Origin of the sequence: Rhodoblastus acidophilus, from assembly GCF_025961575.1 — a bacterium.
GTDB classification, from domain to species: domain Bacteria; phylum Pseudomonadota; class Alphaproteobacteria; order Rhizobiales; family Beijerinckiaceae; genus Rhodoblastus; species Rhodoblastus acidophilus_C.
Window position 1 is genome coordinate 49971 of record NZ_JAOQNX010000029.1, and the last position, 17445, is coordinate 67415.

At 65.7% G+C, this 17445-nt stretch carries 14 protein-coding genes; 10 read left to right on the forward strand and 4 right to left on the reverse strand.

Translation table 11 applies throughout. The features are described 5' to 3' along the window. Window positions 1–141: 141 nt before the first annotated feature. Window positions 142–1863, forward strand: coding sequence for a cytochrome P450 (locus M2320_RS18360; RefSeq protein ID WP_264598513.1), 1722 nt, complete (start codon window positions 142–144; stop codon window positions 1861–1863). 40 nt (window positions 1864–1903) lie between these two features. Here the strand turns inward: M2320_RS18360 and M2320_RS18365 are convergent, their stop codons facing one another. Together M2320_RS18365 and M2320_RS18370 are read right to left on the reverse strand one after the other, a co-directional pair. Next, window positions 1904–2332 carry a hypothetical protein gene (locus tag M2320_RS18365; protein ID WP_264598514.1) on the reverse strand — a complete coding sequence of 143 codons (429 nt, stop codon included), beginning with the start codon at window positions 2330–2332 and terminating at the stop codon, window positions 1904–1906. Window positions 2333–2391: 59 nt separating this feature from the next. Next, on the reverse strand, window positions 2392–4212 hold the full coding sequence (locus M2320_RS18370) for a glycoside hydrolase family 15 protein (RefSeq protein ID WP_264598515.1): 1821 nt from the start codon (window positions 4210–4212) through the stop codon (window positions 2392–2394). A gap of 92 nt (window positions 4213–4304) precedes the next feature. Here M2320_RS18370 and tkt point away from each other — a divergent pair, with 92 nt between their 5' ends. Genes tkt through pgl form a run of 5 tightly spaced genes read left to right on the forward strand, consistent with a single transcriptional unit; the run spans window position 4305 to window position 10937 of the window. Continuing rightward, complete coding sequence (gene tkt / locus M2320_RS18375) at window positions 4305–6443, forward strand: transketolase (protein ID WP_264598516.1); 2139 nt, start codon at window positions 4305–4307, stop codon at window positions 6441–6443. After that, complete coding sequence (tal, locus tag M2320_RS18380; protein ID WP_264598517.1) at window positions 6440–7594, forward strand: transaldolase; 1155 nt, start codon at window positions 6440–6442, stop codon at window positions 7592–7594. Before tkt ends, tal begins: the two co-directional genes overlap by 4 nt. Window positions 7595–7635: 41 nt before the next feature. Then, window positions 7636–8658, forward strand: a complete 1023-nt coding sequence (gene gnd, locus M2320_RS18385; protein ID WP_264598518.1) for a phosphogluconate dehydrogenase (NAD(+)-dependent, decarboxylating) — start codon at window positions 7636–7638, stop codon at window positions 8656–8658. Then, on the forward strand, window positions 8659–10194 hold the full coding sequence (gene zwf, locus M2320_RS18390; RefSeq protein WP_264598519.1) for a glucose-6-phosphate dehydrogenase: 1536 nt from the start codon (window positions 8659–8661) through the stop codon (window positions 10192–10194). Window positions 10195–10196: 2 nt separating this feature from the next. Beyond that, a complete protein-coding gene (pgl, locus tag M2320_RS18395) occupies window positions 10197–10937 on the forward strand; it encodes a 6-phosphogluconolactonase (protein WP_264598520.1) in 741 nt (246 codons plus the stop codon). Here the strand turns inward: pgl and M2320_RS18400 are convergent, their stop codons facing one another. Together M2320_RS18400 and M2320_RS18405 are read right to left on the reverse strand one after the other, a co-directional pair. Further along, window positions 10938–14150, reverse strand: coding sequence for an efflux RND transporter permease subunit (locus M2320_RS18400; protein ID WP_264598524.1), 3213 nt, complete (start codon window positions 14148–14150; stop codon window positions 10938–10940). 5 nt (window positions 14151–14155) lie between these two features. Beyond that, window positions 14156–15127: an efflux RND transporter periplasmic adaptor subunit gene (locus tag M2320_RS18405; RefSeq protein ID WP_184424834.1), complete on the reverse strand. Its 972-nt coding sequence runs from the start codon at window positions 15125–15127 to the stop codon at window positions 14156–14158. A gap of 45 nt (window positions 15128–15172) precedes the next feature. On the opposite strand from M2320_RS18405, the gene M2320_RS18410 reads away from it, so the two are divergent. From M2320_RS18410 to M2320_RS18425, 4 genes are read left to right on the forward strand one after another with little or no spacing between them, the layout of a single operon-like run. After that, complete coding sequence (locus M2320_RS18410; protein ID WP_264598521.1) at window positions 15173–15517, forward strand: ArsR/SmtB family transcription factor; 345 nt, start codon at window positions 15173–15175, stop codon at window positions 15515–15517. After that, window positions 15483–15878, forward strand: coding sequence for a rhodanese-like domain-containing protein (locus M2320_RS18415; RefSeq protein ID WP_184424838.1), 396 nt, complete (start codon window positions 15483–15485; stop codon window positions 15876–15878). The genes M2320_RS18410 and M2320_RS18415 overlap by 35 nt, the downstream gene beginning before the upstream one ends. 11 nt (window positions 15879–15889) lie before the next feature. Beyond that, on the forward strand, window positions 15890–16231 hold the full coding sequence (locus tag M2320_RS18420; RefSeq protein ID WP_184424840.1) for a rhodanese-like domain-containing protein: 342 nt from the start codon (window positions 15890–15892) through the stop codon (window positions 16229–16231). Window positions 16232–16235: 4 nt separating this feature from the next. Then, a complete protein-coding gene (locus tag M2320_RS18425; protein WP_264598522.1) occupies window positions 16236–17252 on the forward strand; it encodes a class I SAM-dependent methyltransferase in 1017 nt (338 codons plus the stop codon). Window positions 17253–17445: the final 193 nt, after the last annotated feature.

Sequence of the window (17445 nt, forward strand, 5' to 3'; positions counted from 1 at the left end):
GTCAGCGCCTTAGGAAAATGAGAGGCGAATCCGTCGGCGCGAGCGTTCGCCGTTGATGGCGCCTCTTGCGCCTCGAACATGTTATCTCATCGGGGGCCTGTCAGTCCTTTCGATCACGGTCGCCCTCGACGGAGGTGAGCCATGGACATTGCGTCGTTCAAGCGGATTGCAAGCGTTGGCGATCTCGAGGGACCGGGCCCGTTCGCCCTGTCGGCGGAGGGGGTCGACCTTGCGGTGGTTCGCACCGCCAACGGGTGGCGCGCCTTTGATGGCCGCTGCCCGCACCTTGGCGCTCTCCTCGGCGAAGGCGAACTGGAAGGCGATCATCTCGTCTGCCGTAATCACCGCTGGCGCTTCGAACTCGCGTCGGGCCATCGGGTGGGCGGACCGGAATGCCTGTCGTCCTGTCCGGTCGTCGAACGGCGCGGCGACATTTATGCTGACATTTCGAGCCTCAGGAAAGACGTCAAGAACAAGCCGGCGCTGCGCAAGGTGAGCGCCTTGCCGGGTCCCAGGCCCCTGCCTTTCCTTGGCAACATTCATCAACTCGATCCCACCTCGGCGCATCTTATTCTCGAGCGCTGGGCGGCCCGCTATGGGTCCGTGTATACGTACAGAATGGGGGGCGCCCGCGCCGTCGCGATCAGCGATCCCGGCCTCATCCACGAGGCGCTGCGCCAGCGCCCCGAGACGTTTCGGCGTTACAGCAAGATGGACCGCGTCCTGGCCGAGACCGGCTTGCGCTTCGTGTTCAACGCCGAAGGCGACGCCTGGCGCCTTCACAGGAAACTGACGGTCGCGGCGCTCTCCCAACGCCAGGTGCGGCAAGTCTATCCGCATATCAAAATCGTCGCCGAGCGCCTCATTCGGCGCTGGCGACGCCTCGCCTCGGACGGCGGCGACCTCGACATTCTCGACGAACTCAAGCGCTTCACCGTCGACGTGGCCGCGCTGATTGTCTTCGGCCATGACGCCAACACGGTCGAGCAGGACGACGACCCCATCAACAAGCGTCTGGCGGTGATTTTTCCCACGTGGTCGCGGCGGATTCTGACGTTTTTCCCGACCTGGCGCTTTGTGAAGCTGCCGCGCGACCGCCACTTCGACCGCTGCATGGCGGAAACCCTTGAATGGCTGTCCCAATCGCTCGCCGCCGCGCGGGAACGCGCCGCAAAGGGCGCGGCGGCGTCGACCTTCCTGGATGCGATGGTCAATGCGACCGACGAGAACGGCGCCGGCTTTTCCGACGAGGTGATCATCTGGAACCTGTTCGGCCTGGTCCTGGCTGGCGAGGACACGACGGCCAATTCCGCCGCCTGGGCGATTCACCTGTTGGCGGATCACCCGGAATGGGCGCGCCGCCTCAGGGACGAGGCCGACAGCCTGCTCGGCGGGGCGCCCACGCCCGGCGACCTCGATGCCGCCAATGGCTTGACGGTCGCCGGCGCCGTCGCCAATGAGGCGATGCGGCTCCGACCCGTGGCGCCCGTTTCCGTCATCGAAGCGAATGTCGACACCAGCCTCGGCGATATCGAAATTCCGCGCGGAACCCTGGTGACCGTTCTTTCCCGGCCGGCTGCCGTCTCCGACGCGCATTTCACTGACGCCGGCGCCTTCATGCCGCAGCGCTGGCTGGAGCCGCCAGCCGGGGCGCATGATCTCAGCGCGCTCATCCCGTTCGGCTCGGGACCGCGCATGTGTCCCGGACGATCGCTGGCGTTGATCGAGATGAACACGATTCTCGCCTTGCTCTACAAGAATTTCGAGGTCGAGCGTCGCGGGCGTCCGGAGGATGTCAAGGAAGTCTACGGCTTCGTCATGTCGCCGGGGGGCATGAAGGTGCGGCTGCGCCCCCGCGCCTGAGCTTTTTCGCTCGAAAAGGCTCTCGGGGGCGCAGCGCGCATCACGACATCAGATGCGCCGGCGGCTGCGGATTGTTGGCCGGGTTGGAGTCGTATTTGTTGATTTTGGCGACCAGCGGTCCGCCCACCAGCGGTTTCAAATCGGCTTCGAGCGCCTCCGCGGCGTCCTTCGCGTAAACCTCGTCGCCGTTCACATAGAAAGTGACGATCTTCTTGTGCTTGGCCACCTTGACCGGGTCCTCGATGGTGACCTTGGTCCATTTGTACAGCGGGCTCTGCGTCTCGCCGGCGGCCTCGGCCTCCGCGACGAACTCGGCGAAGGCCTCGTACTGGTTGCGGATCTGCGCGTTATGCCGTTCGGCGACGGAGACGAGCGGCTCGAGTTCGGGCGCGGCGCCGCCTTCGCAAATCAATTCGGCCGCGCGGTCCGTCAGGGTGGCGCGGATTTGAAACTGCCATTCCTCGCTCATCGTTTTCTCCAGTTCGAGCTGACCTATATAAAGTCATTGGCGCGCCAAGGGGCAAGGTCTTATGCCCGCCCATGCGGCGGCGGCCGCGCGCCATGCGGCCGTGGGCGCGACTGGCTGAGCAGGTTGTGCGCCGTATTGACCAGCGCGATATGGGAAAAGGCCTGGGGAAAATTCCCCAGAAAACGCTTGGCCCCGGGGTCGTATTCCTCGGAGAGCAGGCCAAGATCGTTGCGCAGCGCCAGCAGTCGCTCGAACAGTTTTTTCGCCTCGGCGCGCCGGCCGGTCAGCACATAGGCGTCGGCGAGCCAAAAGCTGCAGGCGAGAAAAGCGCCTTCGCCCGGCGGCAGGCCGTCATCGGTTTCGTGCGTGTGGTAGCGCATGACAAAACCGTCGCGCATCAGCCGCCGCTCGATGGCGGCGATTGTGCCGGTCACCCGGGGATCGTCCGGCGGCAAAAAGCCGACGGCCGGGATGAGCAGGGCGCTGGCGTCGAGATTTTTCGAGCCATAGGTCTGGACGAAGGCGCCGATTTCGGGATCAAAACCCTTTTCGCAGACTTGGCGGTGCATATGCTGGCGCAGCGCCCGCCATTGGTCGAGCGGGCCGTCCAAGCCGAAATTTTCGGCGCTGCGGATGGCGCGGTCGATCGCCACCCAGGCCATCACCTTGGAATGGGTGAAATTTTGTCGCCCGCCGCGCACCTCCCAAATGCCTTCGTCCGGGCTCTCCCAGATTTTGCTCAAATGCTCCACCAGCGCGCATTGAAAATCCCAGCCTTCCCCGGGATTGCGCAAGGAGCCGATGCGCGCCTGGTGCAGCGCGTCCATCACCTCGCCATAGACGTCGATCTGCAATTGTTCCGAGGCGGCATTGCCGATGCGCACCGGTTTGGAGCCTTCGTAGCCGCTCAGCCAGGGAATCTCCCATTCGGTGAGCCGTTTTTCTCCGGCGAGCCCATACATGATCTGCATCTGGCTGGGACTGCCGGCCGCCGCGCGCAAAAGCCATTTGCGCCATTCGCGCGCCTCCTCGTAATAGCCGGCGTTCATGAAGGCGAGCAGGGCCAGCGTGGCGTCGCGCAGCCAGCAGATGCGATAGTCCCAGTTGCGCGGGCCGCCGATTTTTTCCGGCAGGGAGGTGGTCGGCGCCGCGACAATGCCGCCGGTCGGCGCGTAGATCAGCGCCTTGAGCGTGATCAGCGACCGGGCGAGCGCGTCGCGCCAGGCGTCGGGATGGCCATGCTTGTGGTGGGCGGAGGCCCAGTCGCGCCAGAACGCTTCGGTGTCCCGCAAGGCCTGGAACGCGTCGACCGGGTCGGGAACGGGCAGGTGCGAGGGCGCGTAGCTCAGGACGAAGGGCGCGGTGTGGCCTGCGTGAACCGTGAATTCCGCAACCGTCGTCATGCCCTCGCCGCGCAGCGCCACCGCTGTGTGCAGCGCCACCTGATCGGGTCCGGACACGGCCAGCCAGGCGCCGTCGGCGGTGCGGCGCACCCAGGGAATTGCGGCGCCGTGATCGAAGCGCAGGGTGAGGTCGCAGCGCATGCGCACGGCGCCGCGCTCGCCCCGGACCAGCCGCACCAGCGAGGACGCGCCGGCGCGCAGCGGAAAGAAGTCGATCAGGGTGGCCTCGCCCTCTTGGGTGACGAAAGTGGTTTCGAGGATCAGCGTGTCCGGCCGGTAGCGTCGTGTGACCGTCGGCTTGGGATCGGCGGGGGCGAGGCGCCAGCGGCCGTTGTCGGCGTCGCCGAGCAAAGCGGCGAAACAGGCGCCGGAATCGAAGCGCGGCCAGCACAGCCAGTCGATGGAGCCGTCCTTCGCCACCAGCGCCGCGGTCTCGCAATCGCCGATCAATCCGTAATCTTCAATGGCCGAGGGCATGGAAACTCCGGGATGAAAAAGCCGCGCGATCAGCGAAACCGCCGGCGCCGGCAAAGCGTTGCGCAGCCGGGGGCGAAAACGCGGAGATCCTCATGCCCAATCGCAAACACGCGCCCAGCGCGACGCCGCAAGCCCCGTCCGCCCGCGCCGGGCCGACGGCTTCGCGCCGCGCGCAGGCGAGAACCGCGCCCAATCTCGACCAGCTCTGCATCGACACGATCCGCACGCTGTCGATGGATGCGGTGGAGCGGGCGAAATCAGGCCATCCGGGAACGCCGATGGCGCTGGCGCCGGTCATTTACGCGCTGTGGCGCAACGCGCTGCGCTTCGATCCCGAAGACGCCGCCTGGCCGAACCGCGACAGGTTCGTGCTTTCGGCCGGCCACGCCTCCATGCTGCTCTATGCGACGCTGCATCTCGCCGGCGTGAAAAAGCACGGCGCCGACGAACCCGCCGTCTCGCTCGACGACATCAAGAATTTTCGCCAGCTCGACAGCCTCTGTCCGGGCCATCCCGAGCACCACATCACCACCGGCGTCGAGGCGACCACCGGGCCGCTGGGCCAGGGCTGCGGCATGTCGGTGGGCATGGCGATGGGCGAGCGCTGGCTGGCGCAGAGTTTCAATCGGCCGGGCTTAAACCTGTTCGATTACGACATTTACGCCCTGTGCAGCGACGGCGACATGATGGAGGGGGTGAGCAATGAGGCGGCCTCGCTTGCCGGCCATCTGCGCCTGAGCAATCTGTGCTGGATCTACGACGACAACCAGGTGACCATCGAGGGCCACACCGAACTCGCCTTCGGCGACGACGTGGCCATGCGTTTTCGCAGTCTGGGCTGGAACGTCGAGCGCGTCGCCGACGCCAACGATTTTCATGCCGTCGCCGCCGCGCTCACGCGGTTTCGCGCGGCGCAGGACGCGCCCACGCTGATCCAGGTGAAGAGCCATATCGGCTACGGCGCCCCCCACAAGCAGGACACCAGCGCCGCCCATGGCGAACCTTTGGGCGAAGAGGAAGTGCGGCTCGCCAAGCGCGCCTATGGCTGGCCGGAGGACGAAAGATTTTTTGTTCCCGACGGCGTTCGCGCGCATTTCGCCAAAGGGATGCGCGGCGGCGCCCTGCGCCAGGAGTGGCTCGCGCGCATGGACTCCTATCGCAACAAGCACCCTGATCTCGCGGCCCGGCTCGACCGGATGTTGTCCGGCGCATTGCCCGAGGGGTGGGACAGCGATTTGCCCGCGTTTGCCTCCGATGCGAAGGGCCTCGCCACGCGCGAATCCTCCGGCAAGGTTCTGAACGCGATTGCCGGCAAAATCCCCTGGCTGGTCGGCGGCGCGGCGGATCTCGCGCCGTCCACAAAAAGCAATCTGAGCTTTGACGGCGCCGGCGATTTTGAACCCGGCTCCTATGGCGGCCGCAACCTGCATTTCGGCATTCGCGAACACGCCATGGGCGCGGCGCTCAATGGACTCGCGCTGTCAAAACTGCGGGTTTACGGCTCGACCTTCTTGATCTTCTCCGACTATGCAAAGCCGGCGATCCGGCTGAGCGCGCTGATGGGCCTGCCGGTGATCTACATTTTTTCGCACGATTCCATCGGACTCGGCGAGGACGGACCGACCCACCAGCCCATCGAGCAATTGGCCGGGTTGCGCGCCATCCCCGGATTGATCACGCTTCGCCCGGCCGACGCCAACGAGGTCTTGGCGGCCTGGCGGGTGGCGCTGCGCCAGACCCAGCCGACGTGCCTGATCCTGAGCCGGCAAAAAATCTCGACGCTCGACCGCACACGCTACGCCTCCGCCGAGGGCGTCGCGCGCGGCGCCTATGTGCTGGCGGAAACAGGCGCGACGCCGGAGGTGATCCTGATCGGCACAGGCGGCGAGGTCCATCTTTGCCTCCAAGCTTTTGACGACCTGTCCCGCGAGAACATCGCCGCCCGCGTCGTCAGCATGCCCTCGTGGGAGCTGTTCGAGCAGCAGGACCGCGCCTATCGCGACGAGGTCTTGCCGCCGGAAGTGACTGCGCGGGTCTGCGTCGAGGCCGCTTCGCCGCTCGGTTGGGACCGCTATGTCGGGGCGACCGGCGCCAAAATCACGATGTGCGATTTCGGCGCCTCTGCGCCCGCCGCCGATCTCATGCTAAGGTTCGGATTTACACGCGAGGCGGTTGCGGAGGCCGCGCGGCGCCAGATGCAAGCCGCTAAAAAGCAGGAGAAAGCGCGATGAATCCCTTGAACCCATCGCAGCCGCGGCGCGTGAACCCGCTGCAGGAATTGCAGGGGTGCGGGCAGGCGCCCTGGCTCGATTATCTCAAGCGCAGTTTTGTCGCGCGCGGCGATCTTGCGGAAATGGTCGCGCGGGATGGCGTGAAGGGCGTGACCTCCAACCCTTCCATTTTCGAAAAAGCCATCGGGCAATCCGACGAATATGACGACGCCATAAAGGAATTCCTGCGCGGCGGCGATCGCGAGGCCGGCGACATCTACGAGCATCTCGCATTCGCCGACATCCGCGCCGCCGCCGATGTGCTCGCGCCCGTCTACAGCGACACCGGCGGGCGCGACGGCTATGTCAGCCTGGAATGCTCGCCCCATCTCGCCAATGACACCGAGGCGACGGTTGCGGAGGCGCAGCGGCTGTGGAAGGCGGTCGACCGTCCCAATCTGATGGTCAAGGTTCCGGCGACGCCTGCCGGCCTGCCGGCGATCCGGCGCCTGATCGCGGCGGGCGTGAACGTCAATGTCACCTTGCTGTTTTCGGTGGATGTCTACGAGCAGGTGGCGCGCGCCTATATCGCCGGGCTCGAGGATTTGCGCGAAAGCGGCGGCGATGTCTCGCGCGTCGCCAGCGTCGCCAGCTTTTTCGTCAGCCGCATCGACACGGCCGTGGACAAGAAGCTCGACGCGCTTGCCGACAAAACCTTGGCCGGAAGCCTGCGCGGCAACGCGGCGATCGTCAACGCCCGCATGGCTTACCGGCGTTTCCTCGACATTTTCGAGGGGCGGCGCTGGCATGCGCTGGCCCGCGCGGGGGCGCAGACGCAGCGCCTGCTCTGGGCCTCCACGGGCGTGAAAAATCCTGATTACAAGGACACGCTCTATGTCGACGCCTTGATCGGCCCGGATACGGTCAACACCATGCCGCCCGCAACCCTGGACGCCTTTCGCGACCACGGCGAAGTCGTTTGCAACGCCATCCAGCAGGAGTTTTCGGGGGTCAGGCGGGAAAGGGCCGTGCTCATGGAGCTGCGCGACCGCGGCATTTCTCTTGAGGACATCACGCGCGACTTGCTCGACGATGGCGTGAAGCAATTTGTCGACGCCTTCGACAAGCTGTTCGCCGCCCTGGAAAAGCAGCGCGCCGCGCACGCGGGCTGAACCGCATGGCGTCCTCCGGCGTTTGCCGTCCGGAGGTTTTCATGCGGATCGGAATGGTTGGACTGGGGCGGATGGGCGGCGCCATGGCCCGCCGCCTGATGAAGGCGGGCCACGCATGCGTCGTCTATGACCGCGACGCTTCCGCCCGGGCCGCGCTGGTCGGGCAGGGCGCCACCGACGCCGAGTCCCTCGCGCAACTGGCGCAAAAGCTGGCGCCGCCGCGCGCCATCTGGCTGATGCTGCCCGCCGGCCCGGTGACCCAGCAAGCGGTCGATGGTCTCGCCGCGCTGCTCGCGCCCGGCGACATCCTCGTCGACGGCGGCAACAGTTTTTACAAGGACGACATTTCGCGGGCAAAAACGCTCGCCGAAAAAGGCGTCGCCTATGTGGATTGCGGCACATCCGGCGGCGTCTGGGGCTTTGAGCGCGGCTATTGCCTGATGATCGGCGGCCCGGAGGCGGCGGTCAAACATTTGGACCCGATCTTTTCCGCGCTGGCCCCGGGCCCCGGAACCATCTTGCGCACGCCCGGTCGCGAAAGCGGCGACCCCCGCGCCGAGCGCGGCTACATTCACGCGGGCCCCTCGGGCGCCGGCCATTTCGTCAAAATGGTCCATAACGGCATCGAATACGGGTTGATGCAGGCCTATGCCGAAGGTTTTGACATTCTGCGCAACCGCAACGCGGAAGGCCTGCCGGAGCACGAGCGTTTCGATCTCGACCTCGCCGATATCGCCGAGGTCTGGCGGCGCGGCAGCGTGATCTCCTCCTGGCTGCTCGACCTCGGGGCGGCGGCGCTCGCCAAGGACCCGCATCTCGAAAATTTTTCCGGCGTGGTCGAGGATTCCGGCGAAGGGCGCTGGACGGTTGAGGCCGCCATCGAGGAGGCCGTCCCCGCAAATGTCCTCTCCGCCGCGCTCTATGCGCGGTTCCGCTCGCGGCGCGCGCATGGGTTTGGCGAAAAGCTTTTGTCGGCGTTGCGCTTCGGCTTCGGACGCCATGTCGAAGGCGGGCGCGAGGCGGTCGAGGCCGTGGCCGATGTCGCATCCGGCAAGGAGAGGTGAATGGATCGGACCTGCAGGGCGCGCATGGTCGCCGCGCCGCCGCGCCGCGCGCCGAGGCCCGCCGACCCCTGCGCGCTGGTCCTGTTCGGCGCCACCGGCGACCTCACGCACCGGCTGGTGATCCCGGCGCTCTACAATCTTTCGCGCACCAACGCGCTGCCTGAGTCCTTTGCCCTGATCGGCGTCGCGCGCGGGCGCACGACGACGCAGGCGTGGCGCGACGACCTGCGCGGCTCCTTGGAGAAATATATCGGCGGCGCCATCGACGAGACCGCCTGGCGCCGCCTCGCCGACAGAATGCGTTTTTTTCCCGGCGACCTCTCCGATCCCGGCTTTTACGAGGCGTTGCGCGGCCAGCTCGACGCTATGCCGGAAACGCGGGGCAACGCGATCTTCTATCTCGCCGTGGCCGCGCAGCTCTTTTGCACGGTGACGCAAAATCTCAGCGCCGCGCATCTCCTCGACCAGCCCCTGGACGAAGAGGGCGTTCAAAAACACTGGCGTCGCATCGTCATCGAAAAGCCGTTCGGCCACGACCTCGCCTCGGCCCGCGACCTCAACGCGCGCCTGCAAAAAATCGTCAGCGAGGATCAGATTTTTCGCATCGATCATTTCCTCGGTAAGGACACGGTGCGCAGCATTATGGCGTTTCGCTTCGGCAATGGTCTGTTCGAGCCGATCTGGAATCGCGACCGCATCGATCACGTGCAAATCACCGCCGCCGAAACCGTCGGGGTCGAAACCCGTGGGAAATTCTATGAGCAGACCGGCGCGCTGCGCGACATGCTGCCCAATCATTTGCTGACCCTGATGTCGATGGTGGCGATGGAGGCGCCGGTGCGTTTTGACGCGCCCAACATCCTGGCGAAAAAGGCCGAGGTTCTCGCCGCCATCCCCGAGGTCGCGCCGGATTGCGCCGTGCGTGGCCAATATGGCCCCGGCGAAGTTTTGGGGCGCGCCAAGCAGCGCTACCGCGACGAGCCCAATGTCGCCCAAGACTCCGGCGTCGAAACCTATGTCGCCATGCGGCTTGAAATCGACAATTGGCGCTGGGCGGGCGTCCCCTTCTATTTGCGTACGGGAAAACACCTGGCGAAGCGGCTGACCGAAATCGCCATCCGCTTCAAGCCGGCGCCGTCCACCCCGTTTCGCGATTGCGTGGATGAGATGCGACCGAACTGGCTGCATCTGCGCATCGCGCCGGACGAAGGCATTTCGCTGCGCTTCGAGATCAAGCGGCCGGGACCGGCGATGGACCTCGCCTCGGTGCGCATGGAGTTTCGCTACGATGACTGGTTCCCGAAGGAGCCGAACATCGGCTACGAAACCCTGATCCACGACGTGATGACTGGCGACCAGACCCTGTTCATGCGGGGCGACATGGTGGAGCAGACTTGGCGCATCGTGCAACCCGTGCTCGACGCCTGGGCGGAGGATGCGGATGTGCCCGCCTATGCCTCGGGCGGCGCCGGCCCGGAGCAAGCCGACGCGCTGCTGGCGCGCGAGGGACGGCGCTGGCTGCCCATCGAGGCATGACCATGTCTGAAGGGGTCGAGCCGGGATACACGCTCGAAGTGCTGGGCGACCCCAAAACCGTGGCGACGCGGGCGGCGCAATGGCTGCTTTCCCTGGCCTTGGAGACGGAGGGCGCGTTCGCCCTCGCCCTCGCGGGCGGCGCCACGCCCCGCGCGCTTTACGAGCGCTTCGCGGCGCCGCCGTTTCGCGATCAATTTCCCTGGCCCCGCGCGCATATGTTTTGGGGGGACGAACGTTTTGTTGCGCCCGACGATCCGCGCAGCAATTTCCGCATGGCGCGCGACACTTTTTTGGCGCGCGCGCCCATCCCCGCCCAAAACATCCATCCCGTCGACACGCGCGCGCAAAGCGCGGAAGCCGCTGCGCTTGCCTACCAGCACGATCTCATGGCCTTCCACGGCGCCGCGCATCTCACCCTCGCGCGGCCGTTGTTCGACGTCACGCTGCTCGGGCTCGGCGTGGACGGCCACATCGCCTCGTTGTTTCCCGGCGACGCCGCGCTTGGCGAGCGCCATGGCTGGACGGCGGCGACCAAGGACGCCAGCGGACTTGCGCGGATCACGCTGACCTATCCGGCGATCGAGAGCAGCCGCCGCGTCGCCTTTCTCATCACCGGCGCCGAAAAGAGCGCGGTTCTCGCGCGCCTCCTTCAGGGCGACCGCGCCCTGCCGGCGGCGCATTTGCGTCCGGTCGGCGAACTTTTTTTGTTCGTCGACGCGGACGCCGCGCAGGCGCTGGACTGATCAGGTCGCGTCGTATTTTTCGCCGCCGCGCAGCACCACATAGATCGCCGGGATGACCAGCACGGTCAGCGCCGTGGAGGAGGCGAGACCGAACAGCAGCGAGATCGCCAGGCCCTGGAAAATCGGGTCCGACAAAATGGTCACCGCGCCGATCATCGCCGCCAAAGCGGTGAGCAGGATCGGCTTGAAGCGGATCGCGCCAGCCTCCAGCAGCAGGTGTTTCAGCCCTTGCGAAGAATCGCCGTGGCGGACGAAATCCACCAATAGGATGGAATTGCGCACGATAATGCCGGCGAGCGCGATGAAGCCGATCATCGAGGTCGCGGTGAAGGCGGCGTGGAACAGCCAGTGGCCCAGCATGATGCCGATGAAGGTCAGCGGCACCGGGGTCAGGATCACCAGCGGCAGCTTGAAACTGCGGAACTGCGCCACCACAAGGATATAAATTCCGACCAGCGCCGCCAAAAAGGCGCCGCCCATATCTCGAAAAGTGACCCAGGTGACTTCCCACTCGCCGTCCCACAGCAGCTTCGGCTTGCTCTCGTCGAGCGGCTGGCCGTGCAGGATGATTTCGGGCTTCGGCGTCCCTTCCGACCACTGCATCTTGTCCAGCGCCGCCGAGACCGCGAGCTGGCCGTAGAGCGGCGCTTCATAAGCGCCGGCCAGCTCCGCCATCACCATTTCCGCCGCGCGGCCGTTGTGGCGGAAGATGGGGAAGGACGACAGCTCCGTGGTCACGCGGGTGACGTCGCCGAGTTCGACGATCGAGCGGCTGCCCGGCAGGCTGTTGGCGGGAACAGGCGTTGTCAGCGCCAGTTCGTTCAGCTCGCGATGGTTTTTCGCCAGCGCCAGCCGGATCGGCAGCGGCTGGCGGCCGCCGCGATGCGAATAGCCGACGACATCGCCGCCATAGAGCCGGCGCAGCGTGTCGAACACGTCGCTCTGTTGCACGCCAAAGAACTCGAGCGAATCCTGGTCGATCTCCACCCGCTGGCGCGGCGCGCGCACGCCAAAGGAGTCGTCGACATCGACGATGAAGTCGGAGGACTCAAAAGCTTTGCGAATCTGCGCCGCCACCGCGCGGCGCGTCTCGGCATCGGGACCATAGACTTCCGCGAGCAGGGTGGAGAGCACCGGCGGGCCCGGCGGCGGTTCGACCACTTTGAGCGAACCGCGCGGCGGCAGGGCGATGCCCTTCAGCTTTTCGCGGACTTCCAGCGCAATCTCGTGGCTGGGACGCTTGCGCTTGTCCTTGGGCGACAGGTTGATCTGCACGTCGCCGGTCTGAGGCAGGGTGCGAATGTAATAGTGGCGCACCAAGCCGTTGAAGTTGAACGGCGCCGCCGTTCCCGCATAGGTCTCGAACGACTGGATTTCCGGCACATCCTTCAGCCGCTGTACGGCGTCGGCCAGGATGCGGTTGGTCTCCTCGACCGATGTTCCCGCCGGCAGGTCGGCGACGATGGCCAGCTCCGGCTTATTGTCGAACGGCAGCAGCTTTACGGTGACCAGCTTGAAATAGAACATGCTGAGCGAGGCCAGCGTCGCGATTCCAACGGCGGTCAGAAATTTTTTCGACGATTTGCGACTGCGCAGCACCGGCGCGGCGACGCGCCGGTAGAACGCGCCCATACGCCCTCCGCCGGCGGCCTCGCCATGATGCAGCGGCGCCTTGCCGGCGATTTTCAGCATCAGCCACGGGGTGATGATCACGGCGGCGAAGAAGGAGAAAATCATCGCGGCGGAGGCGTTGGACGGGATCGGGCTCATGTACGGGCCCATCAACCCCGACACGAACAGCATCGGCAGCAGCGCCGCGACCACGGTGAGGGTCGCCACGATGGTCGGGTTTCCAACCTCGCTGACGCCGTCTATGGCCGCCTGCATCCGCGTGCGTCCGTCGCGCATCGCCCAGTGCCGGGCGATATTCTCGATGACGACGATGGCGTCGTCGACCAGAATGCCGATCGAGAAGATCAGCGCGAACAGGCTGACGCGGTTGAGCGTGTAGCCCATGATCCAGGCCGCAAAAAGCGTCAGCAGGATGGTGGTGGGGATCACGACCGCGACGACGATGGCCTCGCGCCAGCCGATGGCGACGGCGACCAGCAGCACGATGGACACGGTGGCGAGGCCGAGATGGAACAGCAGCTCGTTGGCCTTTTCATTGGCCGTCTCGCCGTAATTGCGCGTGACCTTCACCTCGATATCGGCGGGGACCGTGGAGCCCTTCAGATGTTCGAGCTGTTCGACGATGCGCTCGGAAATCACCACGGCATTGGCGCCGGCGCGCTTGGCCAGCGCGATGGTCACAGCCGGTGTTGTGCGCAGCTCGTCCTCGGTGCGGGCGACATGAGTCACGCGCGTTTCGTTTGGCGCGTCGACGAACGACACTTTGGCGACGTCGCGCAGATAGACCGGGCGGCCGTCGCGTGTGGTGATCAGCAAATTGCCGATTTCGGGCAGGGTTTGCAGCGTGCGCCCGGCCAGCGTCTCCACCTGCATGCCGGCTTCGCGCACCAGGCCGAGCTGCATGGCGCTGTTGGCGCCCTGGGCCTTGGCGGCGAGCTGTTGCAGCGTCACGCCAAAGCGCGCGAGCCCTGCCGGGTCGGGCTCGATGCGGATTTCCTGCTGCTGGTCGCCGACCAGGTAGCTGAGGCCCACATCCTCCAGCTTCGCCAGTTCGGTGCGCAATTCGCGCGCGACATCGGTGAGCGCGCCCGCCGTCCAGCGGTCCGCCGCTTCAGGTTTCGGCGTCAGCGTCAGCGTGACGATGGCGACATCGTCGATGCCGCGCCCGACGATCAGCGGCTCCGGCACGCCCGCGGGAATCTTGTCCATATTGGCGCGGATTTTTTCATGAACGCGCAAGATGGCGGCGTCGGTCGAAGTGCCCACCAAAAAACGGGCCGTGATCATCGCCTTGTCGTCATAGGTCTTGGAATAGACGTGCTCGACGGCGTTGATGCCTTTGACGATGGTTTCCAGCGGCTCGGTGACCAGCTTGACCGCATCTTCGGCGCGCAAGCCGTTGGCCTGCACCATGATATCGACCATGGGCACGGAGATTTGCGGCTCTTCCTCGCGCGGCAGATTGATCAGCGCGAGCAGGCCAAGCGCCAGCGCGGCGATCAGCAGCAGCGGGGTGAGCGGCGAATTGATAAAAGTTTTGGTCAGCGCGCCTGCGAGGCCGAGGCTCTTCTTTTCATTCATGTCGGTCATGGCGTCACGATCCGGTCGCCGGCCTTCAGGCCGGAAAGAATTTCAACGTTTTGCGGATCGGCCGCATCGGTGAACACCACGGCGACATCCAGCGGTCCGTCCGCCCGGGCCAGCTTCACATAATCGACGCCCGAGCGTGTGGCGACGGCGGCGCGTGGGATCACAAGCGCGGTGCGTTCTCCCACCGGCGCGAACACGCGCACGCGCTCGCCGACGAAATAATTGTCGATGTTCTCCACTTCCGCGTCGGCGATGACGCGGCCATTGTCGAGTTCGGGATAAATGCGCACGATTTTGCCCATCCGCGAGGGACCGCCGGCCACGCGCGGCGCGACTTTGACGGGCGCGCCCAATTGCAGCAGCGGCGCATGGCGCTCGGGCAGGGCGAGGCGCAAATAAAGCGTTCCTGCGGCGACGCGGGCGATGGGCTCGCCGGGCTGGACCACGGCGCCGGGCACGACGGAAATAGTCAAGACCCGGCCGTCCTTGGGCGCCAGAACCTCGCCTTCGCGCGTCTGCTGCGCCACCACCGCGCGCTGCGCCTTCATCGAATCGAGCTGGTGGGCGAGCACGTCCACATTGGTTTTCGCCTGGTCATAGGCGGCTCGCGTCGTAAATCCGCTTTTCAGCAGGTCCTGGGCGCGTTTCAGCGCGACCTCGGCATTCTCCATTTGCGAAACCAGCGCGCTGATCTGGCCGTCGAGCGATTGCGCCTGAAGCGCGAGTTTCTGGTCGGCGACCACGGCGATCACGTCGCCGGCCTTCACCTGCGCGCCCTCGTCGACATTGCGCTGGACGATGGTGCCGCCGATGCGCGTGCGCGCCGGAACGATGTCGCGGCTCTCGGCCTGGCCGAAGATCGCCTTCATGTTGGGAACCGTCTGCGGGCTCACCGTGATTTCCCCGGCCCATGCGGGAAGGGTGGCGAGCAGCAGGGGGAGCGCGGCGGATCGGAGGAGACTGTGCATGGGAGCGGCCTTTACAAATATTCGCATATATGAGAATACAGAGGCATGGTTGTCAAGCACGACGCGCTTCCCGTCGAGGCGGCGAGCGAATTCTTAAAAAATTTCACCAATCCGACGCGCCTGCGCCTGCTCTGCGCGTTGGCCCACGGCGAATCCTCCGTGGGCGAACTGGCGGAGGCGGCGGGCGCGCCCCTGGCGCAAGCGTCGCAGCAGCTCGCCCATCTGCGCCACGACCGGCTCGTGGTGGCGCGCCGCCACGGCCAGACCGTCACCTACCGGCTCGCCAACGAGAATGTGAGTCGGTTCATCGAGGTCCTGGCCTCGTCCTTCTGCCCCAAAACCCAAGGAGTTCCAGATGACCCTGACCCCGCCGCTGAAAAAAGGATTTAAGGCCATGCTCGCGGAGGCGAACGCGGAGATCGCGACGATTTCCGTGCATGACGCGCTGCCGCTGGTGGACGATCCTTCGGTCCTGTTCGTCGATGTGCGCGAGGGCGCCGAAGCCGCGACCGGCGTCATCCCCGGCGCTTTTTCCGCGCCGCGCGGGTTCCTCGAATTTTTTGCCGATCCGGACTGCCCGATGCACAAGCCGGAACTCGCCGCCGCCCGGCGCATGATCGTCTATTGCGCCAGCGGCGGCCGCTCGACGCTCGCCGCCAAGACCCTGTTCGACATGGGTTTTACCGATGTGCAAAACCTCGTCGGCGGCATGTCCGCCTGGAAGGCCGCCGGCGGCCCGGTGACGGCGTAAGGGAGGAAACCATGTTCGGATGGCTGTTTGGCGCCGGCGGAAACGTCAAGACGTTCAATCCCGGCGAATTGCGCGACCTCCTTGGCGAGAACACGCATGTGCTGGTCGATGTCCGCGAGGACAATGAATGGGCCGGCGGCCACATTCCCGGCGCGATCCACGCGCCGCTGTCGCGCTTCGACCAGGCGGCGGCGAATTTTCCGAAGGACAAGCCGATCATCTTTTACTGCGCCTCCGGCATGCGCTCGAAGAACGCGCTGCGCCGCGCGGAAAAAATGGGTTTGAACGCGGAAGGGCATTTGGGGGGCGGCATTTCGAGCTGGGCGCGCTACGATTACCCTGTTGTCAGGTGAGTCGATGAGCGATCTCAAAACCCGTTTCCGCGAAATGACGCGCGGCGCGCAGACGCTGGGCCTTGGTTATATCGGTGTGGCCAACGGGCTGTTTTCGGCGCTGCGCCGGCTGGGCGCGGCGTCATCGGACGCGCTGGCCCAGGCGGCCGGCATGGATCAAGCCTATGTCCGGCGCTGGTGCGACGCGGCCTATGCCTTCGGCCTGCTCGAGGCGGACGGCGACCGTTTTTCGCTGTCGGACATGGGGGCGGCGCTCGATCCTGAGAGCGAGGACACGCTGATGCCGGTCGCCGGTCACGCCATGATGAGCCTGCATATGGCGGAACGCGCGGCTCTGTTCATGCGCGACGGCGCCCGTCCCGGCGAAGCCGTGATGTTCGAGCGCGAAACGCTCGGGCCGCTGTTCGGCCCGATGCTGGAGGGCTCGTTCTCGCGGCTGTTCAGCAAGGCGATCGCGCCGAACCTGCCCGTATTTGCCGAAGTTTCGGCGCGCGGCGGGCTCGTTGTTGATCTCGGCTGCGGCAACGGCTGGTATTTGCGCGCCCTGCTGCGCGACCGGCCGCTGTTGCGCGGTGTCGGCGTCGACGGGTTCGACGGCAATATTGTGCAGGCCCGCGCCTTGGCGGAACAGGCCGGCATGAGCGACCGCCTGAGCTTTGTGCAGAGCGATCTGCATGCGTTCGCGCTCGACGAAAAAGCCGATCTGATCGCGATGAACCGGGCGCTGCATCACGTGTGGGAGGCGGGGATCGAACGCTTCACGGCGCGGCTGCGCGACGCCCTCAAACCCGGTGGCGCCGCGGCGATCTGGGAGCCGGATTGGCCCGAGGATCGCGCCCAATTGCGCACGCCCGCGCGGCAAGGTTTTGCCTTCCAAAATCTCACCGAGCACGTGCAGGGCAATCATTTGTTGCGCGCGGTGGAGATTGCGCAGGCGTTTGACGACGCCGGCATGCGCGCGGAAATTTTCCGCTTCGCCGAGGGGCAGGAAGCGGTGATCGTCGCGCGCAAGGCGGGATGATCGGCGGGGACTGGATCGAATTGCGCGCAAGCCGCGTGCGGAAGTGGCGAGCCGCTAAAAGCGCAATTCGTTCCTGTTCCCTTGCACACCAAAGTTTGGGGCCGGTGATGGGGTGGACGGCGCCCCGAAGCGGCATCGATGTGCCATGATGGTCGTCGGTGAAACTCCCGTCAGATGAGGCGCCGTCCATGGG

Excerpts from the sequence above, each read along its gene's own strand:
- M2320_RS18410 (WP_264598521.1), top strand. The coding sequence starts at position 15,173 with ATGGTTGTCAAGCACGACGCGCTTCCCGTCGAGGCGGCGAGCGAATTC.
- M2320_RS18420 (WP_184424840.1), top strand. The coding sequence starts at position 15,890 with ATGTTCGGATGGCTGTTTGGCGCCGGCGGAAACGTCAAGACGTTCAAT.
- M2320_RS18365 (WP_264598514.1), bottom strand. The coding sequence starts at position 2,332 with ATGAGCGAGGAATGGCAGTTTCAAATCCGCGCCACCCTGACGGACCGC.
- tal (WP_264598517.1), top strand. The coding sequence starts at position 6,440 with ATGAATCCCTTGAACCCATCGCAGCCGCGGCGCGTGAACCCGCTGCAG.
- M2320_RS18415 (WP_184424838.1), top strand. The coding sequence starts at position 15,483 with ATGACCCTGACCCCGCCGCTGAAAAAAGGATTTAAGGCCATGCTCGCG.
- M2320_RS18400 (WP_264598524.1), bottom strand. The coding sequence starts at position 14,150 with ATGAATGAAAAGAAGAGCCTCGGCCTCGCAGGCGCGCTGACCAAAACT.
- M2320_RS18405 (WP_184424834.1), bottom strand. The coding sequence starts at position 15,127 with ATGCACAGTCTCCTCCGATCCGCCGCGCTCCCCCTGCTGCTCGCCACC.
- zwf (WP_264598519.1), top strand. The coding sequence starts at position 8,659 with ATGGATCGGACCTGCAGGGCGCGCATGGTCGCCGCGCCGCCGCGCCGC.
- M2320_RS18425 (WP_264598522.1), top strand. The coding sequence starts at position 16,236 with ATGAGCGATCTCAAAACCCGTTTCCGCGAAATGACGCGCGGCGCGCAG.
- M2320_RS18360 (WP_264598513.1), top strand. The coding sequence starts at position 142 with ATGGACATTGCGTCGTTCAAGCGGATTGCAAGCGTTGGCGATCTCGAG.
- pgl (WP_264598520.1), top strand. The coding sequence starts at position 10,197 with ATGTCTGAAGGGGTCGAGCCGGGATACACGCTCGAAGTGCTGGGCGAC.
- gnd (WP_264598518.1), top strand. The coding sequence starts at position 7,636 with ATGCGGATCGGAATGGTTGGACTGGGGCGGATGGGCGGCGCCATGGCC.
- M2320_RS18370 (WP_264598515.1), bottom strand. The coding sequence starts at position 4,212 with ATGCCCTCGGCCATTGAAGATTACGGATTGATCGGCGATTGCGAGACC.
- tkt (WP_264598516.1), top strand. The coding sequence starts at position 4,305 with ATGCCCAATCGCAAACACGCGCCCAGCGCGACGCCGCAAGCCCCGTCC.